Genomic DNA, 17,929 nt, shown 5'->3' with positions numbered 1-17,929 from the left:
GGATTGATTTCGCCGCCGGTGCTTCGGCCGCCAAACGGTGCTGGCGAGGAAAGGTCCCGGTCAGGCTTCGGCGTTCGGCGCGGCGCAAATGAAGAGGTAAGGACAGCGCGGGCAGCGGAAATCGTCCTTCCTTGGCTCGTAGAGCCCGTCCCGAATATCTGCGATCGCCGCCTCGCAGTCGTCCAGACGCTTGTCGAACTTCGCCTTTGTCTGGCCAATCTCAACGACGGAGCCCAGGAGCAGGTAATGGTTCTCGACACGCGTCTGTGGGCCGAGCGTCTCTTCGACGGCTTTGAGAAGAAGGGTCGCTGACAGCCGATCCGCATCACCGGTCGATTGCCGCCCCGAACGGATTGTCTTGACAACGTGGTTGTCGCCGTCGCGAACGACGCGGTCCACCTCCAGGCCGACGATCTCGCCACCAATGGCCGTGGAGAGGCGGCCATTGGTGGCGGCCGCTCCAGCCGCCGAAGCGTGCAACCGATCAAGCATCGACATGGTCAGCTTGCGATATGCAGCGCCAAACATATGCTCTTCGAGCTCGCTTTCACGCCACGCCTGGTCAAAAATCGCAGCGGCTTCGGCGCGATCATATTCGACGCCTTCGCCGAGTTGGCGAACGAAGGCGATCACCTTTTGCACGCAGCCATGCGCGGCAAGATATGCGCCCGCCTTGGATCGCTGTGACAAGCCCAGGACGCGGGCGTAGAAGAAGCGGCGCGGACATTGGGCGTAGCGCTCCACATCATCTGCTGTCAGCTCATCAGGGGCAGCCGGAAGACGAATAGGGTGGTAGCTCGGCGGGGGCAATTTGCGGATCACACCGGCGAGAGAATGACCCGGGCCGACGGGAACCCGCTCGAGAAATTTTGATGGATTGGCCTTCCGCCCGTTTCGCATGGTCGGCCGATAGAGTCTGAGGTGCCTCTTTGCCCTCGACATGGCAACAAAGAGGACGCATTCCTCCTCCGCCTCGTGAGCGTCCTCCTCCTCGGGGCCTAGCATTCCGACCGGCGCGGGGCAGGCCGGCGGTCGGTTTGGTGCGGGAACCGCTCCAGCGTAAAGCCCCGGCAGGTGGACGGCCTCGAACTCCAGGCCCTTGGATGCGTGAACGGTCATAAGGCGCACCCCGTCCAGCCCGCTCAGTTCAAGTGGAAGCTGTCTGAGGTCGCGCTCGTCGGCAAGCATGATCATGTGGCGGATGCGATCAAGGGCGCGGCGGATCGGTGTTCCCTTACCGTGAAGGGGCATGGCGCGCAGCGCATCGAGGAGTTGGCGCACAGCGACCCGACGCAGGTCATCGGACGGCGACTGACCCGACAGAACCGTCCTTACATAGTCGCTTGTGTCAAAAAGAAACCGGCTAAGCGCTAGCCAGGGTGTCGTGCCTTGGGTGGTCCCTTGCAGATGGCGGGCCAACATCATCAGTCCGGCAAGCGCGGCCGGTGAAATTTCCTTCAAGCTCTCTATTTTTCTGAGAAGATCGAGAACCCGCTGCTCGGTAGTGCGTGCGGTCCCGATGACCTTCAGCACGTCCTCCAGCGGGATGCGATATTCGGGAAGACCAGCGATACGCACCAGGCCGGTGCCCGCGCTGTCGGAAATGATCGAAAGCAGGGAAAGCAGATCGCGAACCTCTGCGCGCTCAAAAAGCGGCCCGAGATAAAGAACGGGTATTCCCCGTGCCTGGAGCTCCTCCGCAACAGTGGCAAGCAAGCCGTTGCTTCTGGCAAGTACGGTCTGGGAGCGAAGCGAAACGCCTCTTGCCTCGAGCTCGCGGATTGACCCGGCAAGGACGTCCATCTCGGCCTGGGTGTCGGCGCATGGAAAAATGGATGGGCTCTCACCGATCGAACCGATCGCGGCGTGCAGCGTGCTGGTGCCTGCGAAGGCGCTGACTTTCATGGTCGCGCCAAAGGCCGTGTAGGCCTCGACGATCTCTTCGCTTGAGCGGTAGTTCTCTTCCAGGCCGTCCCGTGTTCCCACGGAGTAGTCAGCTTCAAACCTTGCTATGTTTGCCGCGGATGCGCCACGGAACCGGTAGATGGACTGACGGGCGTCGCCTACGACCCACAGATTGCTGCCTTCTGCAACGATTTCCTTGACAAGCATCGCGCTGGCGCGGTTCACGTCCTGGTATTCGTCTATATGGACGTGGGTGAAGCGCTTGCGCATTCCCTCCCGAAAATCCTGGTCCGAGCGCATCAACAGTGTCGGTCGCATGATCAGATCACCGTAGTCGACCGCCCGGTCCTTGATGAGCTGGTTTTGATAGTGCTCGTAGACCAGCGCTACTTCGCGCGCCTTCTCGGCAGCCACCATCGCGTCATCCGTTTGTGCCCTCACGCGCATCTGTTCGGCAGCCCGAGCATAGTCTTTCCAGGTCCACAATTCGTCCTTGGCGCGCGCGATCGCTCGCAATATGTCGCTAAGCACCAGCGCTGGCTCGAAGAGATTGAGGTAGTGCTTCAGATCAAGCGCGGGCAGGACCTCCTCAAGCATTGCCACGCCTTCACTGGCGTCGACGATCTTTGGATCGTCCGAGATACCGAAAAGCGCGTGGTGCTTGCGGATCGTGTCCAATCCGAAAGCATGAAATGTTCCGGCCCAGACATTGACGGCGCTTGAGCCTGCCACGCGCTGGACGCGTTCCGCCAGTTCCAGTGCTGCCCTGTTTGAGAACGTAAGAGCCAGGATCTTCTCGGGTGGGACCTTGTCCGCGATCAGAGAGACGATCCTCGCGGTGAGGGTCTTGGTCTTCCCGGTTCCAGGTCCGGCCCCAAGCAGGAACGGCGACCCGCGATGATCGACCGCACGGGCCTGCGATTCATTGCAATTGTCGTTTGCGGGACTGAACGTCTCGGCAGTGGGCTGTACGTCAGGCAGGAGCAGGCCGTCGGCAAGCTGCTGCAACGTAGTGTCATAGCGCACCTTGAGGTCTTCAGAGATGCGGCTTGCATTCATTCCTTGCAGAAATAGTCGTTTGGCGAGCGGCCGCGGCAAAATCAGCTCTCGTCCAAAACTGTTGGCCTGGGCCTCTCGGCGCTCCTTGATGCCATAAGTCTCAATGCGCTGGCTGGGATCCCCACCATTCGCTTCTGAGCGGGGATAATAGCCCTTCTCAACACCATCATGGACTTTGAAGTGACCAATCTCATGGGCAATCACCTCGGCCAGCTCGTCATCGGCCAAGTCATTGCGCACGAATATGAATTTGAACTGACGATCGAGCGCGCCATGCGCACCGTCCAGCTCGTGGTAGTCCGGTTCATGTGGTCGGATGGTGAGCCCGAGGTGTTTTGCCGCCCCGCGAGCAACTTCCATCGTTGTCAGAGAATCCGACAGTGAGGCGTCTTTCCTGAGCGCCCGAGCAAGTGCGCGAATTGCTGCAAACTGGTCCAATCAAGCTTCCAGGTGCGCGAGCCAAAACTGTTTGTCATCTGGACTGAGGTCCGAACGTAGGATCGCTTCGGCGAAGCTTACCTTCGCACCCGTGCGCCTGCCGGAAGGCGCGAAATAATCGGCCGCGGCGTTGATCTGACCCGATGCCAGATGTGACCAGACGTCCGCCATACTCGCGCCGGTGGCGTCTGCGAGCCAGGCAATCAACTTTCCCGGAATGGTGGTCTCGTCAATGCGGCCCCTGACAAGCTGACGCAGGATAATCAGGTCGACGCGGCATCGTTCAGCCAATGCTAGTAGGTCATCAGTTGACAGTTTCTCGAACGGGTCGATGGCAGCAGGCATCGTCAGCTGCCAAAACCGCTCCAACAATATTGTATGCTCCGAAACTGTCTGCTGAACGGTAAGGATGTCGTCCGACAAATCACTTCCATCCGAAGCGAACCATTCGGCGGCAAAGGCCAAAATCTCGGCGCGCAGTTGCGGGTTCTCGTTTGCGATCTGATTGATGCGGTCAGCGGTGGCGCCGTCCTCGAGCTCGAGGTGCACGCCGGCCAGTATGTCGTCAAGCTGATCCATAGGGATTGGGTTGCTGTTCATGGCCTCACTCTTTCCCGCGCCTTTGGCGTGGCGCGCTCTCCTCGCTCGCCCGGGCCTTCCGGCTCGCGCTCTTGATCAAGTGTCGGACATTGCGGTCCGTGCAGCCCATCTGCTCGCCTGCTTCCTTCTCGGTCAGGCCAGCCTGATGAACGTAGAATATGGCCAGGCGCTCCTTTTCGGTGAGCAACTCGTAGATCTGGTTCAACATAGCCTTGGCTTCAGCCAAAGGCATCGACCCACCTTTGGCCAGGCTCAGCGAATCCGCAGCCTCCTCGCCGGTCAGGTCGGAGCCCGGTTCGATCAGATCCTCGCGCGAGACCTCGGTATTCGTGCGAAGCCGAACGGCGGCCTTTGCAGTCAGATAAAGCCGCTCCGCACCGAGCTTGAAACTCATCTCGAAGATGTCGAGGCGATCGGTTTCTATCAACTGCAATGCCTTGTCCTTGACCAGATCGTCCACGCGCTCCCTGTCCAGGTTCGACATATCCCTTGTCATTGGAGCGCCGGCCCGCTGCAGCCTTGAGAAGAACGCAACGATCAGGGCATCATATTGCGCAGTTGGTCGGTTCGGCGTGCAGTTTCGCATCAGGTAGACAAGCGTCTGAGGCCGCAGCTTGCCCGCCGCAGCCAGAGCAAACGCCTTTGGCAGCGGCCATTCAAGGACCGCCTCTATCTCAGCCGCTACCGCGTCCGGCCGGACGTAGCGCTCGCCTTGTTTGTTCGATCCCGCCAGTGGCTTCACCGGGCTCTCCCTTGGCAATCCAGTTATCTGGTACTCTTTGATCTGACGAAGAATGAAAAAGCGGAAAGAGGAATTTTCACTTTTTTCAAACCCACGTTTCCGCCCCGGCCAACTTGAGTTCCGCCAAGGCCTGCCATCTTCGGTGATGCAGGCCCAGAAACAGGCTGTCTGAAACGATTCGACCTTGCAGCCAATTTTCACGAAATGAAGTTATTGAAAATGCACTCGTTTCGCCGGATCAATATTTTCCACGGAATATTTCAAAACCATAGCGCCGAATAACGGGCGGAGATTGTTTTTGAATCAAAAATAGGATCACGGTCCGGTCAGCTGCTTGCTTTGGGTCAAGATGAGCACCACGAATTCTGATGGCGGCAGACCGGACCTGCGCTCTGTGAGGATATACGCCGACGAGGCTGCCAGGAGATGCGTCGATGTCGACGGGCGTCCTCACACTGGCCGGTGAAATCTTGGCGCTATTTTTCGACTGGCGCGGCCCGCTGAACGACACGGCTACCCCGCGATCCGCTGCCAGTGTATCAAGGCCCAATTTTGGCGCCCCAAGAGTCTGTATGCCCCCCCCCGCTTGTCGTCTTCGATACTTGCACAAGATCGCAATATTATGCGGACATGCATCAACTCCTAGCGATGCCGTCGGCCACTATCCTGTTACGACTATCAGGAGAAGTGTTCTATCCCCGAGGCATTCGCATGATGGTTACTTCGGCCTGGTGGCCTCGGCGGAGGTAACTCGCACGCTGCTCAGCAGCTGGCGCATGTCGGCATCCAAAATTTCGTTCTGTTTGGACGAGGACGGGTTCGCTGACCAATCTCAACCGACCGACCGATGGGCGGCACTTGGTGGTACGTGCCGAAGCCGACAGTCACCGGAGTCTGCAAACAAGCCTTAAGCGGATTTTCGGCGAGCCGAATTATTTTTAAATTTTTGCTTGACACCTTTTTTCGTGGCGTGTATCGTCCAATAATAGGAAATCCCTCTATTTTTGTATTGACTCTCAGCGAGCAATAATATACATTATTGCTCGTAGCTCTGTTTGCGTTTTGCGACAGGCTGTGACCCAGCCCCACCGGTGAGTGGGAGAAAGAGAGAGATACAAGCAATGAGGAATCCGAAATTAGATGTCCAAGAAATTTAGGTTTGTAAACGAAGGCGCCAAGCGCGCTTTCATGGACCTTCCAAAAGATATTAGAATCAATTTTTCAGGCGAAATCCGGAGAGTTCAAGAGGGCGACGACCCACTCGACGACTTCAAGGTTCTCAAGGGTGAATGGAAGGGCGTTATCGAACTACGAGAAAACGGCTCGCCGGCGTACCGAGCCCTCTACTGCGCAAAGCACCTCGACACGGTTTACATCCTCCATTCCTTTACGAAGACCAGCGAAAAGGCTGATCGAAAGGAAATGGATACCGCACTCTTCCGCTATAAGGAGATGATGGCCCAGGTTCGGGATATAATCCAAGCCGAAGCCAAGGCGGCGAAAGACAAAACGTCTACCAAGAAATAGGAGACGAGAGCAAGAGAGGCCGTTACGCGGCCTCTCTTTGTCTTTCTTCGACGCGGCAGACCACATGATGGCTACCGTCCAGCGCCGGCCTGAAGCGATACCCGAGCACTGCCAGATATCCAAAAAGCTTCTGGACCGAGAGCACGGCGATCTTACCACGCACAAGTTCGCTAACTCGTGACTGGGGGACGTTAAGCGCTGCGCCGATATGGGAGTTCTTCCATCCGCGCTCCTTGAAGATAGCGACGAGCGTGTTGACGAGATCCGACCGCAACGTCAAATCCGCAGCTTCCATCGGATCGTCCGCGATAGCGTCGAAAATGTTGTCGTATTCGAGCTGTGTCATAGCGATGGTTCCAAATTTTAAAATTACAGAATTCTGTAAATAGGTCAAAATGGGGAAGCCGTCAAGTTCCACCCCCAGGCCGCCGGGCCTGGTGAAGGATGCGGGAAGCTCCCCGTCTACCATCAACTGGCGTGACGCCGGCGTCTCCGCCCTGTCAGGGCCAAGTCGTCGCCCGATCTGATGGTTCGAATCTGGGCACTACCTTTGGCTGCATAATCATAAATATCAAAGGCGAGCGGCGCATTGCGCTTGGTATGAGATAGAAACGGTTCATCTTCAGACGCGACTCGGGGGGAAGTGCAGACGAAAAGTCGAGCGGTTCTATCCTCGTTACGGCTTCGATCTTTGCGCCTTCCAAGCTACCTAGACTGCTCGACGATAAGTCCAGAGCTGTGCCGGCGGTATGTTGCGGACGACGAAGTCATAGTGGGAAACCCCGTAACGGTCTGGCATCTTGATCACCGGCGACAGAGGTCCATACGTGATCTGAATTAGGGGCCGGCCCGCAGGAATACGGGCAAGCAGATCCTCAACCAGCGCGACACGCTGTTGCATTGGAAAGCTCAACAGCGGGACTGCACTTATAACACAATCGAACTGTTCACCTTTGCGCTCACCCAGAGCTTCTCCAGCGCAAATGCGTCGCCCAATCTGAAGTCCACATTCGGGAAGCGTTGCACCAAGCCGTCGTAGAAAATCCTAGAATATTCAATTGAAACCAGCTGGCGCGGCTTGATTCCCTTAGCCAGGATCGCCTTTGTGATGACACGGTTCCCGCGCCAAGCTCCAGAATCGGCAATCCTGACCGTGGGTTCACCACGCTTGCCATCCGGCGTGCCGCATAAACCGAAGTGGGAATAAGGGCTCCCACGCCCTTCTTGTCCTTCTGCCAGCCTTTGAAGAATTGGACTTCTTCCTCAAACCTTTTGCCGAGCCGCTCCTTCAGTCGCAAAATCATATCTTCTCCTTGCGTCAGCCGCTTACCCAACGTCATCATTTGGCAAAGCGCGTTTTGGCCAATCTCGGCACCTTTTACAAGCCGGTTACGACTGCTTCCCTGTCACGACGCGGTCAGCATGAATTGCCCATTAACGCACTTTCATGTTTGCTGGGCCTATGTTTCGCCCTCGCCTGCTGCCCGAAAAAAGTTTCCCGAGCTATGCGTATCTGCCCGGCAAATATCCGCATCCGGTGCGTGATCCCTTGGGCCACAGTTACCGATCAGATCCGGTGACCGTCGCCGTTGGCGAAGCGCTCGGCTCAGATGTGTTTCTATGGGGAATAGACCTTTTCAATCACGGCTACTACTGGGAAGCCCATGAAGCCTGGGAGCCTCTCTGGCAGGCTGCGAAACAAAGTGCTCAGCACCGCCTGTTCTTCAAGGGACTAATCCTGTTGGCGGCGGCCGGCGTGAAGATCCGTGAGGGAAAGCGGGTGGCTGCGGCGCGCCATGCGACAAGAGCTGCAGGGCTTTTTCGTCAGGTGGTGAGAGTGCCGGGCGGCCTGTGGGAGAAAGCGCTGGGAATGACACCTGCCGCGCTCGCTGAACATGCCCAAGCGATCGTAGCTTACCCGGTTGTTCTGCGGGAGCCAAAGCCTGCCCAGCCTGAACCTGTCTTTGATTTCATACTCGCACCAGTATCCGAGAGCGTTTGATCGGCAATTCAGTGATCCAAGCTAAATTTGTCAGCAGGAAACGGGACCTTTGAAAACCGCTCACCACCCGCATGCGCCACAAACAATAAGAGTGCAGTAATGCTTTATAGGCAACTCGCGGCCGCTTCGATGTCGATGGTCTTGAAGGTCGGGGGCTGACCGGTCGCGCTCGTAGCCGATCGATTGATGGCAGAGCTGCCGGCCAGGCTTCAATGACGGGGATGGCGAAAAGCTGAGTGCTCAAGCTTGCGGGCCGAGCTTGTCGGCCGCTCGATGGAAAGTGTCATTTGAGGTGGGGTCTCAGCCGCGTGCAGCTGAAAGACACGCTCGTCCAGTTCCTTGTCCACTTCCGTCAGACGATGATTGAGGCGAAGGTAGTCCGTCCAGGTCGGCGTGCGAAACGTTTCTATCCAATGCATAGGCTTCTGCAGGTTCCGCTGGAGCGTCCAGTTCCGAGCACCGACGCGGCTGTGTACATGGCGCCGCTGCCGCATGAGGTCGAGGAAGGCCTCGAGATTTCTCTCGGCTATCAGNCGACGCGGCTGTGTACATGGCGCCGCTGCCGCATGAGGTCGAGGAAGGCCTCGAGATTTCTCTCGGCTATCAGATATTCGACCTTGACCACGATCGGGCCGCTCCTCGGCTTCAGATTGAGAGAGACAGCTGGGGCATCGAATTCCTCCAGAGGATCGGGCTCGGAGTCGCGGCGCTCGCGAAGCGGAAAGAGAACGCCGGCTGCAGCGACGAACAGCAGGGAGGCAGCGGAACCCTCCAGCGCCCAGGTCAGCGAATGGTTTTCGGCCACCGTGCCCCACACCCAGCTGCCGAGCGCGATGCCGCCGTCTATCAAAGCATAGTAGATCGAGATGGTNGTGCCCCACACCCAGCTACCGAGCGCGATGCCGCCGTCTATCAAAGCATAGTAGATCGAGATGGTGCGCCCCACGACCCAGCGCGGGCTCGCCAGCTGCACGCTCACACCAACCCCGGACCAGGCGGTCACCCAGCCCGCGCCGCCCAAGGCGAGTGCAATTGCCGCCANTGCACGCTCACACCAACCCCGGACCAGGCGGTCACCCAGCCCGCGCCGCCCAAGGCGAGTGCAATTGCCGCCACGGCAATCGAAGATGTCAGTGCCAGGGAGAGAGAACACGCCGCACAGGCGACGCAGGAGAGCCTCATCAGCCGCTCTTGCGACAAGCTCCGTCTGAACAGGCTGTTGGAGAGGCCAGCCAAGACGGCACCGGTCCCGAAGCCGGCCATGAGCGCGCCATAGGCAAGCGGGCCTCCTCCCAGCTGGTCGCGGACAACCACCGGCAGCAGCGCGAGTATGGCGATGCTCGCCAGGCCAAAGAGGGTTCCTCGCGCGATCGCTGCCTTGATTTCCGATGACATCGCGGTGAAGCGCAGCCCGTCATAAATTGCCGTCCTCATCGACTCGCGGGGAAGAGGGGAAGAACGAACCTTCCACTTGCAGCGCCAAATAGTAGCCAAGGGTACGAAATAGGTGAGCGTGGTTACGGCGAATGCCGCCATAAGGCCAAATGAGGCAACCACAATGCCGCCGAGCGCCGGGCCAACAGTCCGGACGGTGTTGAAGCCAACAGAAAGCAGGGTGACGGCAGCGGGAACATCGCGTCGATCCACGATATCGCCAACCGACGCTTGCCAGGCGGGATCATTGAGAGCACCGCCGCTTGCGATCAAGAAGCTGAAGCCGAGGATCATCCACGGACTGACAAAGCCCAGCGCCACGNTTGAGAGCACCGCCGCTTGCGATCAAGAAGCTGAAGCCGAGGATCATCCACGGACTGACAAAGCCCAGCGCCACGGACGCGGTCAGCATCGCAGAGGCTATCACCATAAGGCAGCGGCCGGCGAACATGACCCGGCGCCGACTGAAATTGTCAGCGAGAGCTCCGGCGAAGACAGATAGAATGAATGCTGGCAGGTTCGCTGAAGCCTGGACCAGCGCAACCATCAGATCGGAAGTCGAGATCGTTGCCATTAGCCAGCTTATGGCGACAGTCTGCATCAACCAGCCGAGGCTTGAAACCTGCGTCGCAAGCCAGATCGAACGAAAGGTGGGCTGCAAAAGTGGCCCAAATGTCGTTGGTGCAGCCAAATCTTCGTTTGATCCAGCCACCCTACTCATTTTGCGAACCTTTGCTTTCCGTTATTNGGATCATTGAGAGCACCGCCGCTTGCGATCAAGAAGCTGAAGCCGAGGATCATCCACGGACTGACAAAGCCCAGCGCCACCGATGCGGTCAGCATCGCGGAGGCAGTCACCATAAGGCACCGACCGGCGAACATGACCCTGCGCCGGCTGAAATTGTCGGCGAGAGCTCCGGCGAAAACGGACAAGACGAAAGCGGGCAGGTTCGATGAAGCCTGAACCAACGCAACCATCAGATCGGAAGTCGAGATCGTTGCCATCAGCCAGCTGATGGCGACAGTCTGCATCAACCAGCCGAGGCTCGAAACCTGGGTGGCGAGCCAGATCGAACGAAAGGTGGGCTGCAGAAGTGGCCCAAAGGTCGTTGGTGCAGCCAAATCTTCGTTTGATCCAGCCACCCTACTCATTTTGCGAACCTTTGCTTTCCGTTATTGTCGCTTCCCATGTAATCTAGGCTGAACCGTGGCGGCTAGAAGAATAGATGGAACCCATTTGCCCGACAAATGTGGCCACAGTTCCTCCTGACCAATGGTTAGGCGGCCGAGACGCAGACCGGGGGCCGGCTCACTTGCCTTCGACCACATCTTGGTGAGCCGGGATTCACATGTCATTTGAGGCACCATGCTTGATCGACGCGCTGCCGAGCGNCCTGACTAGTGGTTTGGCGGCCGAGACGCAGAAATGGGCCGGCTCACTCGCCTTCGACCACATCTTGGTGAGCCGGGATTCACATGTCATTTGAGGCACCATGCTTGATCGACGCGCTGCCGAGCGGTTTTTTCGCGAAAGGCGACCCTTTCTTTTGTTGAAAACTCACTCATCAGCGGCGTTCGATGCTGAGTGTGGCTTTCGAAAAGTGAGGACGCTTGCCAGATCTTTGACAGGATCGATTCCCTGGTAGACGCAGACGATTGCCGGGCCGCGATCGAAGAGGCGCGCGCCTTGCTATTTCGATTCGTACAAAGGTCGGATGCGCTCACGCATGCGATCGACGACTTTCTGCTCGACCTGATAACGCTGGCTTTCATTGTTGAATGTTACGGACGCGGCTTTGAACTTTTGGCGCAAACGCTGGCTCGNTATTCCAGCGCCTCGGCCACACGCCAGACACGCTTCAGGTTCGAAGCATAGAAGTAGGCGGCGAGGCCGTATATCGTATCGTTGGCCTCACGCACGGCCTGATCAGCATCCTCAAAGCGAATGATCGGCGCCAAGGGTCCAAAGGTCTCTTCTTGCGCCACGATCATTTCCCTTGAGACGTTGCTGAGGATCGTCGGCTGGAAAAAGTTGCCATCGCTGCCGATCCGGCCGCCGCCACATCGGATCGNGAAGCATAGAAGTAGGCGGCGAGGCCGTATATCGTATCGTTGGCCTCACGCACGGCCTGATCAGCATCCTCGAAGCGGATAATCGGCGCCAAGGGTCCAAAGGTCTCTTCTTGCGCCACGATCATTTCCCTTGCGACGTTGCTGAGGATCGTCGGCTGGAAAAAGTTGCCATCGCTGCCGATCCGGCCGCCGCCACATCGGATCGCGCCACCTTTGGCCAAGGCATCGGCAATGTGAAGTTCGATCTTGGCCAGTGCATGCCCGTCGATCAGCGGACCGATAGCGGCACCTGGATCGAAGCCGTCGCCGACCTGAAGCTCACGGACACGCTCCACGAATTTGGCGACGAATTCGTCATGAACGCCCGACTGGACGTAAAGCCGGTTGGCGGAAACGCAGGTCTGGCCGGCATTGCGGAACTTGGCCTGGATCGCNCCGTCGACGGCAGCATCGACGTCGGCATCATCAAAGACGATGAAAGGCGCATTGCCACCCAACTCTAGACCGACTTTCTTTATCTGGTCCGAGCACTGGCGCATGAGCAATCGGCCGANATGAAAGGCGCATTGCCACCCAACTCTAGACCGACTTTCTTTATCTGGTCCGAGCACTGGCGCATGAGCAATCGGCCGACCTCGGTCGAACCGGTGAAACTGATCTTGCGGACCTTGGGGTTGGAGCAGAGTTCGCGGCCGACCGTATTGCCTTCGGAGGCGTAGATGAGGTTGACGACGCCTTCGGGAAAGCCGGCAAGATGGGCCAGAGCAAACATTGCACCTGCCACGAGGGGCGTCTGTTCAGCAGGTTTGAGCACGATGGTGCAGCCGGCGGCGAGAGCCGGCGAGATCTTGCGCGCAACCATTGAGGCGGGGAAGTTCCAGGGCGTGATCGTTCCAACGACGCCGATCGGCTGTTTGATCACCAGCATGCGATGGTCTGTAGAGGGCGGCGAGATCGTCTCACCATAGATGCGATTAGCCTCTTCGGCGTACCATTGCAGATATGCGGCCGCATGCGCCACCTCAGACTTCGCTTCGGCCAGCGGCTTGCCCATCTCCGCAGTGAGGATCGCTGCAAGATCGTCGGTGTGGTCGACGATCAGTTGGTGCCAACGCCAGAGGATGTCGCTGCGCTCGCGCGCGGTCAGTGCGGCCCATNTCGGTGTGGTCGACGATCAGTTGGTGCCAACGCCAGAGGATGTCGCTGCGCTCGCGCGCGGTCAGTGCGGCCCATTCAGGTTGCGCCACATGAGCTTTGTCGATCGCCGCGCGCGTCTCCTCAACACCCATGTCGGGCAGTTCCCCGAGCACCTCGCCGGTCGAAGGGTTTGATACCTCGAAGGTCCGCTCGCTTACTGGCATGCCAAGAGCCGGCACCCGGTCAATGGCTCCGAACAGCTCGCGCGATTTCAGGTGGCGAAGCATTGGCTCGTACAAGGGCAACGCGAATCCTCCTCGATGCAATTGGCGTGTCACACGACTTTTTGGTTTTTCCGCTGGCCTAGGATTTCGCATAGGGCCTCAGTGAGGGGCCACTAGACCCACTCGAATCCACTCAACCGAAACTGATGTCAGTTGTGCGAAACAGTCCGACCATTTCTCGAAACAAGGAGATCGAATCCATGTCGTTGCTCGCGCACTGGAGGGCAAATCGTGTCCTGCCGCGCTGTCAAATATTCCAACTGGTTTGCAGTCCAACCGCCCGTGAACGCGCTGGAGCACTGCGCGTCTTTTTTGCGGAAATAGAAGTGCCGAGGTCAGATTTGAAGCTGCCGCAGCGCTCAGTTCAGCAGGGCTATCCCTGATCTATGGCCTTGCTTTGATGGTGGGAGCGCTCTTTGCGGACCATGTCGTACGACTCGATATACGCCATCTCCAGNGTTCAGCAGGGCTATCCCTGATCTATGGCCTTGCTTTGATGGTGGGAGCGCTCTTTGCGGACCATGTCGTACGACTCGATATACGCCATCTCCAGGAGGTATCCTAGGAACTGCAGCCTGTGAGACCCCGCGATCTGATTCAGTTCGCTGAGCATTGCGCTGATGAAGGCAAGCGCCTTGGCCCGGTCGGATCTCAATCCCTTGTCGATCATCGTACGTCCCCACTTCCGCAGATTGCTCCTATATGGAGCGCGCTCTATTCAGTTCAGATGCTTCTGGATGCATGCTTCGATAGGCACGTCCATGCCGATGTCGAGGATTGGCGCGCTGTGCGTAAGCCACCCAATAGAAATGAGGTCGACCCCGGTTGCCGCTACGGCTGGGGCCGTTGCCGGCGTTATGCGACCCGAGGCCTCGGTGGTCGCGCGGCCGTCGACCATTGCCACCGCTCGGGTCAGTTGCTTGACCGACATATTGTCCAGCAGGATGGCGTCGACCCCGGCGCCTAGCGCGNAGATGCTTCTGGATGCATGCTTCGATAGGCACGTCCATGCCGATGTCGAGGATTGGCGCGCTGTGCGTAAGCCACCCAATAGAAATGAGGTCGACCCCGGTTGCCGCTACGGCTGGTGCCGTTGCCGGCGTTATGCGACCCGAGGCCTCGGTGGTCGCGCGGCCGTCGACCATTGCCACCGCTCGGGTCAGTTGCTTGACGGACATATTGTCCAGCAGGATGGCGTCGACCCCGGCGCCTAGCGCGATNTTGGCGCCGCCGCCGGCGCGCACGGCGTATTTTTCCAGCGCGCGTAGGCCGGGCGTCGTCTTTCGCGTGCAGACGATCCGTGCTTTCTGACCGCGCACCGCCTCGACGATCTCGGCCGTTGCCGTCGCAATGCCGCTGAGATGGCTGAGAAAATTGAGCGCTGTACGCTCGGCCGCAAGCATTCCCCGCGCCGGTCCACTCACCCTTGCAATGGTTTCACCCGCCGCGATCCTGCTGCCGTCCAGACGTCCAAAACGTATGTCGATCGACGGATCAACAAGCATGAAAGCGTAGGCTACCAGATCAAGACCGGCAACAACGCCAGACTGCCTGGCTCTGAACGCAAAGGCGGCCTTGCAGTCAAAGGGTATAATCGCATCGCTGGTAAGGTCACCGGCTTTGCCCAGATCCTCAAGTAGAGCGCTACGCACGATCAGCTCGATCACGATCCCGGGAAGGGGTGGAGGTGACGTCATCAGGCACTCCGTTCCGCGGGCCGCAGAATAAGTTCGGCCGCAACCGTCATTGCTGAGGCGAAGGTCAAGCGCGAAGACCGGGCCTGCGCCCTGCGTGTGGGGAAGTCCGACCTACAATGCGAGCCGCGGCTTTCCTCGCGCCGAAGCGCTGCAATGGCGATCATCAGCGCGATCAAAGCAGGGTCGGAAGCGCCAGTGTTGCGAACCGCGATCGGCAGCAGCGTTTCCACGGTGTCGGATAGTGCTTGCCCGTCCCGTATAACACCGAGCCCATTGGAGACCGCGTGGCGGACGGAGGAGGGGTCGGGCTGCGGGGGTGACGTTTCGACAAGCCTTGGCCACTGCCAGCCTGCAGGAGCGGCAGCTACGCTTTGCGCGACCCACAACGAGGTCGTCACGGCCTCGGTCAGCGAGTTGCTGGCAAGCCGGTTCGCCCCGTGCAGACCGGTGCAGGCAACCTCACCGCAAGCCCACAAGCCCGACACCGTGCTGCGGCCCGCGGCATCCACGGCCACGCCGCCCATGTGATAATGTGCCGCCGGGCGAACCGGAATCGGCTCAACGGCAGGATCGATTCCGGCGTCCCGGCAATGCCGGGTCACAACTGGGAAGCGCTTGGCGAACTTCTGGCCGAGGGACTGCCGGGCATCAAGGTAAACACGATGTCCGGTGCCAAGCTGCTGCCATACGGCCCGTGCCACGACGTCGCGCGATGCCAGCTCGCCGCCAGGCGTGTCGCACAGAAAGCGGTGCCCGCACTCGTCGATCAGCACTGCGCCTTCGCCGCGAACCGCTTCGCTCACCAACGGCATCGGCCGCTGCGAAACGTCGAGCGCNGATCAGCACTGCGCCTTCGCCGCGAACCGCTTCGCTCACCAACGGCATCGGCCGCTGCGAAACGTCGAGCGCCGTCGGGTGGAACTGGATGAATTCCAGATCGGCGAGTTCCGCACCGGCGCATGCGGCGAGCGCCAGGCCGTGCCCGAATGAGCCGGCCGGATTGGTCGTGTCTCTGAACAGGGCGCCGATACCGCCGCTCGCAAGAACCACGCGGCGCGTCGGAAATATAATCGCCTGTCCACCTTTTGCCGCCACAACGCCGCTGACCGCACCATTTTCCACAATTAACCGGCGGGCTTCCATGCCTTCCAGAATTGTGATCGAAGGCGTTCGCCTCACAGCGATGATGAGCGCGCGTACAAGCTCGCGGCCCGTAGAGTCACCCCCGGCATGGACGATCCGGCGACGGGAATGCGCTGCCTCGAGCCCGAGCCGCAGTGTCCCGTCCCACGAGCAGTCGAAGGCGACGCCCANCCGGCGACGGGAATGCGCTGCCTCGAGCCCGAGCCGCAGTGTCCCGTCCCACGAGCAGTCGAAGGCGACGCCCAGGTCCATCAAATTCTCGATGGCTCGGTCCGCCTCATTCAAAACGCGTCTGACCACACTTTCGTCGCAGAGGCCGTCACCTGCAGCAAGCGTGTCTGCAAGATGAAGGTCTGGACTGTCGTCAGCGCCGAGGCTTGCCGCCAGCCCGCCTTGCGCCAGCGTGCTGGCGGCCTCGGTCCCGAGCCGCGTCGGGGACAGAAGGTAAACGGGATGCGGCGCCAGATGAAGCGCGGTCATCAGCCCGGCAACGCCAGCGCCGATGATCACGGGCGCTCCCCTGATGTCNATGCGGCGCCAGATGAAGCGCGGTCATCAGCCCGGCAACGCCAGCGCCGATGATCACGGGCGCTCCCCTGATGTCGCCGACCTCTGGCGTCATACGGCAAGCATCCGCTCGACCGCACGCCGGGCCCGATCAACCACTCGAGCATCGATGGTCACGATGTGGCGGGTTTCTTCCAGCGCCGTGCGAATGTTGGCGAGCGTGATACGCTTCATATGCGGACAGAGATTGCAGGGGCGCACGAACTCGACGTCGGGGTGGTCGATGGCCACGTTGTCGCTCATTGAGCATTCGGTCATCAACACGACGCGCGCAGNCAGCGCCGTGCGAATGTTGGCGAGCGTGATACGCTTCATATGCGGACAGAGATTGCAGGGGCGCACGAACTCGACGTCGGGGTGCTCGATGGCGACGTTGTCGCTCATTGAGCATTCGGTCATCAACACGACGCGCGCAGGCTTGTGCCGTTCGACATAGTCCGACATCGCCGCCGTCGAGCCGGCGAAATCGGCAACCCCGACAACTTCCGGCGGGCATTCGGGATGGGCAAGCACGGTAACGCCAGGATAGGCATCCCGCAGCTCGCGAATGTCGGCTGGCGTGAAGCGCTCATGCACTTCGCAATGACCGTTCCAGGCGATGATCTCGACCGAAGTCTGTGCCGCGATAGATCGGAAGAGCACACGTCTGANTAGGCATCCCGCAGCTCGCGAATGTCGGCTGGCGTGAAGCGCTCATGCACTTCGCAATGACCGTTCCAGGCGATGATCTCGACCGAAGTCTGTGCCGCGATGTTCCTGGCCAGGTATTCATCGGGCAGCATGATCACCCGCTCAACGCCAAGCGACTCCACCACAGCCAAAGCGTTGCCGGAGGTGCAGCAGATGTCCGACTGGGCCTTCACGGCAGCGGACGTGTTGACGTAGGTCACGACCGGCACAGCAGGGTAGCGTTGCCGCATCAGCCGCACGTCGTCCGCCGTGATCGAGTCCGCCAGCGAGCAGCCGGCGCCAAGATCCGGAATGAGCACCGTCTTGTCCGGATTGAGGAGCTTCGCCGTCTCAGCCATGAAATGCACGCCGGCGAGCACGATGATGTCCGCATCGACGGTCATTGCCTTGCGGGCCAGCGCCAGGCTGTTGCCGACGATGTCGGCCACGCAGTGGAAGATCTCGGGGGTTTGATAGTTGTGCGCCAGGATAACGGCGTTGCGCTCGCGCTTTAGCGCCAGAATGGCCTCGACGTCGTCGCTGAAAGCTGCCCATTCCACTCGGGGGATGACGCGATGGACGCGCTGATACACGGACGCGGCCGAAGGTATCGTCCCGCTCACCGGCGCCTCCCGTTTATAATCCATTCGAC

Annotated in this window: 8 protein-coding genes and 10 pseudogenes; 2 read left to right on the top strand and 16 right to left on the bottom strand. The window is 59.5% G+C overall.

What is annotated here, in order from left to right; all coding sequences use genetic code 11:
• Positions 1-60 precede the first annotated feature (60 nt).
• The 4 genes from X742_RS145260 to X742_RS1000000174205 form a co-directional block, all read right to left on the bottom strand.
• Positions 61-3,402, bottom strand: a complete 3,342-nt coding sequence (locus tag X742_RS145260; protein ID WP_156939430.1) for a UvrD-helicase domain-containing protein — start codon at positions 3,400-3,402, stop codon at positions 61-63.
• On the bottom strand, positions 3,403-4,002 hold the full coding sequence (locus tag X742_RS145265; protein WP_024504251.1) for a hypothetical protein: 600 nt from the start codon (positions 4,000-4,002) through the stop codon (positions 3,403-3,405). It lies immediately after the preceding gene.
• A 4-nt stretch (positions 4,003-4,006) separates the two neighbouring features.
• The gene (locus X742_RS145270) at positions 4,007-4,744 is read right to left on the bottom strand and encodes a hypothetical protein (RefSeq protein ID WP_023774344.1); all 738 of its coding nucleotides are present in this window, start codon (positions 4,742-4,744) and stop codon (positions 4,007-4,009) included.
• Positions 4,745-4,982: 238 nt separating this feature from the next.
• Positions 4,983-5,294, bottom strand: a complete 312-nt coding sequence (locus X742_RS1000000174205; RefSeq protein ID WP_156939429.1) for a hypothetical protein — start codon at positions 5,292-5,294, stop codon at positions 4,983-4,985.
• 590 nt (positions 5,295-5,884) lie between these two features.
• Between X742_RS1000000174205 and X742_RS145275 the strand changes: the two genes are divergently transcribed.
• Entirely contained in the window at positions 5,885-6,271 is a 387-nt protein-coding gene (locus tag X742_RS145275) for a type II toxin-antitoxin system RelE/ParE family toxin (protein WP_023774343.1), read from the top strand.
• Positions 6,272-6,293: 22 nt separating this feature from the next.
• Here the strand turns inward: X742_RS145275 and X742_RS0138070 are convergent, their stop codons facing one another.
• Together X742_RS0138070 and pmtA are read right to left on the bottom strand one after the other, a co-directional pair.
• On the bottom strand, positions 6,294-6,617 hold the full coding sequence (locus X742_RS0138070; protein ID WP_031248317.1) for an XRE family transcriptional regulator: 324 nt from the start codon (positions 6,615-6,617) through the stop codon (positions 6,294-6,296).
• 363 nt (positions 6,618-6,980) lie between these two features.
• Positions 6,981-7,575 (bottom strand): annotated as a pseudogene (gene pmtA / locus X742_RS1000000172985) (phospholipid N-methyltransferase PmtA).
• Positions 7,576-7,733: 158 nt separating this feature from the next.
• On the opposite strand from pmtA, the gene X742_RS1000000171590 reads away from it, so the two are divergent.
• Complete coding sequence (locus tag X742_RS1000000171590) at positions 7,734-8,273, top strand: DUF309 domain-containing protein (RefSeq protein ID WP_084569638.1); 540 nt, start codon at positions 7,734-7,736, stop codon at positions 8,271-8,273.
• A gap of 209 nt (positions 8,274-8,482) precedes the next feature.
• Here X742_RS1000000171590 and X742_RS01000000170565 read toward each other — a convergent pair.
• From X742_RS01000000170565 to X742_RS0138035, 10 genes and pseudogenes are all read right to left on the bottom strand, one after another.
• Positions 8,483-10,428: pseudogene (locus X742_RS01000000170565) on the bottom strand (MFS transporter).
• 27 nt (positions 10,429-10,455) lie between these two features.
• Positions 10,456-10,859, bottom strand: a pseudogene (locus X742_RS145280) (MFS transporter); the annotation flags it as partial.
• A 675-nt stretch (positions 10,860-11,534) separates the two neighbouring features.
• Positions 11,535-11,777: pseudogene (locus tag X742_RS1000000172980) on the bottom strand (aldehyde dehydrogenase family protein); the annotation flags it as partial.
• Between the two features lie 5 nt (positions 11,778-11,782).
• Positions 11,783-13,222, bottom strand: a pseudogene (locus tag X742_RS01000000170560) (NAD-dependent succinate-semialdehyde dehydrogenase); the annotation flags it as partial.
• Positions 13,223-13,670: 448 nt separating this feature from the next.
• Positions 13,671-13,871, bottom strand: a complete 201-nt coding sequence (locus X742_RS145285) for a hypothetical protein (RefSeq protein ID WP_023693535.1) — start codon at positions 13,869-13,871, stop codon at positions 13,671-13,673.
• A 48-nt stretch (positions 13,872-13,919) separates the two neighbouring features.
• A pseudogene (locus tag X742_RS1000000175950) lies at positions 13,920-14,171 on the bottom strand (nicotinate-nucleotide diphosphorylase (carboxylating)); the annotation flags it as partial.
• A 28-nt stretch (positions 14,172-14,199) separates the two neighbouring features.
• A pseudogene (locus tag X742_RS0138050) lies at positions 14,200-14,898 on the bottom strand (nicotinate-nucleotide diphosphorylase (carboxylating)); the annotation flags it as partial.
• Positions 14,898-16,521 (bottom strand): annotated as a pseudogene (locus X742_RS01000000170555) (L-aspartate oxidase). The pseudogenes X742_RS01000000170555 and X742_RS0138050, both read right to left, overlap by 1 nt.
• Before the next feature lie 138 nt (positions 16,522-16,659).
• Positions 16,660-17,238 (bottom strand): annotated as a pseudogene (nadA, locus tag X742_RS1000000176615) (quinolinate synthase NadA); the annotation flags it as partial.
• Positions 17,239-17,261: 23 nt separating this feature from the next.
• Positions 17,262-17,900: pseudogene (locus X742_RS0138035) on the bottom strand (quinolinate synthase); the annotation flags it as partial.
• Positions 17,901-17,929 lie beyond the last annotated feature (29 nt).

Origin of the sequence: Mesorhizobium sp. LNHC229A00 (assembly GCF_000502415.1) — a bacterium.
Lineage (GTDB): Bacteria > Pseudomonadota > Alphaproteobacteria > Rhizobiales > Rhizobiaceae > Mesorhizobium.
Note: the sequence above shows the minus strand (reverse complement) of the source record. Positions and strands in the feature narration are given on the sequence as shown.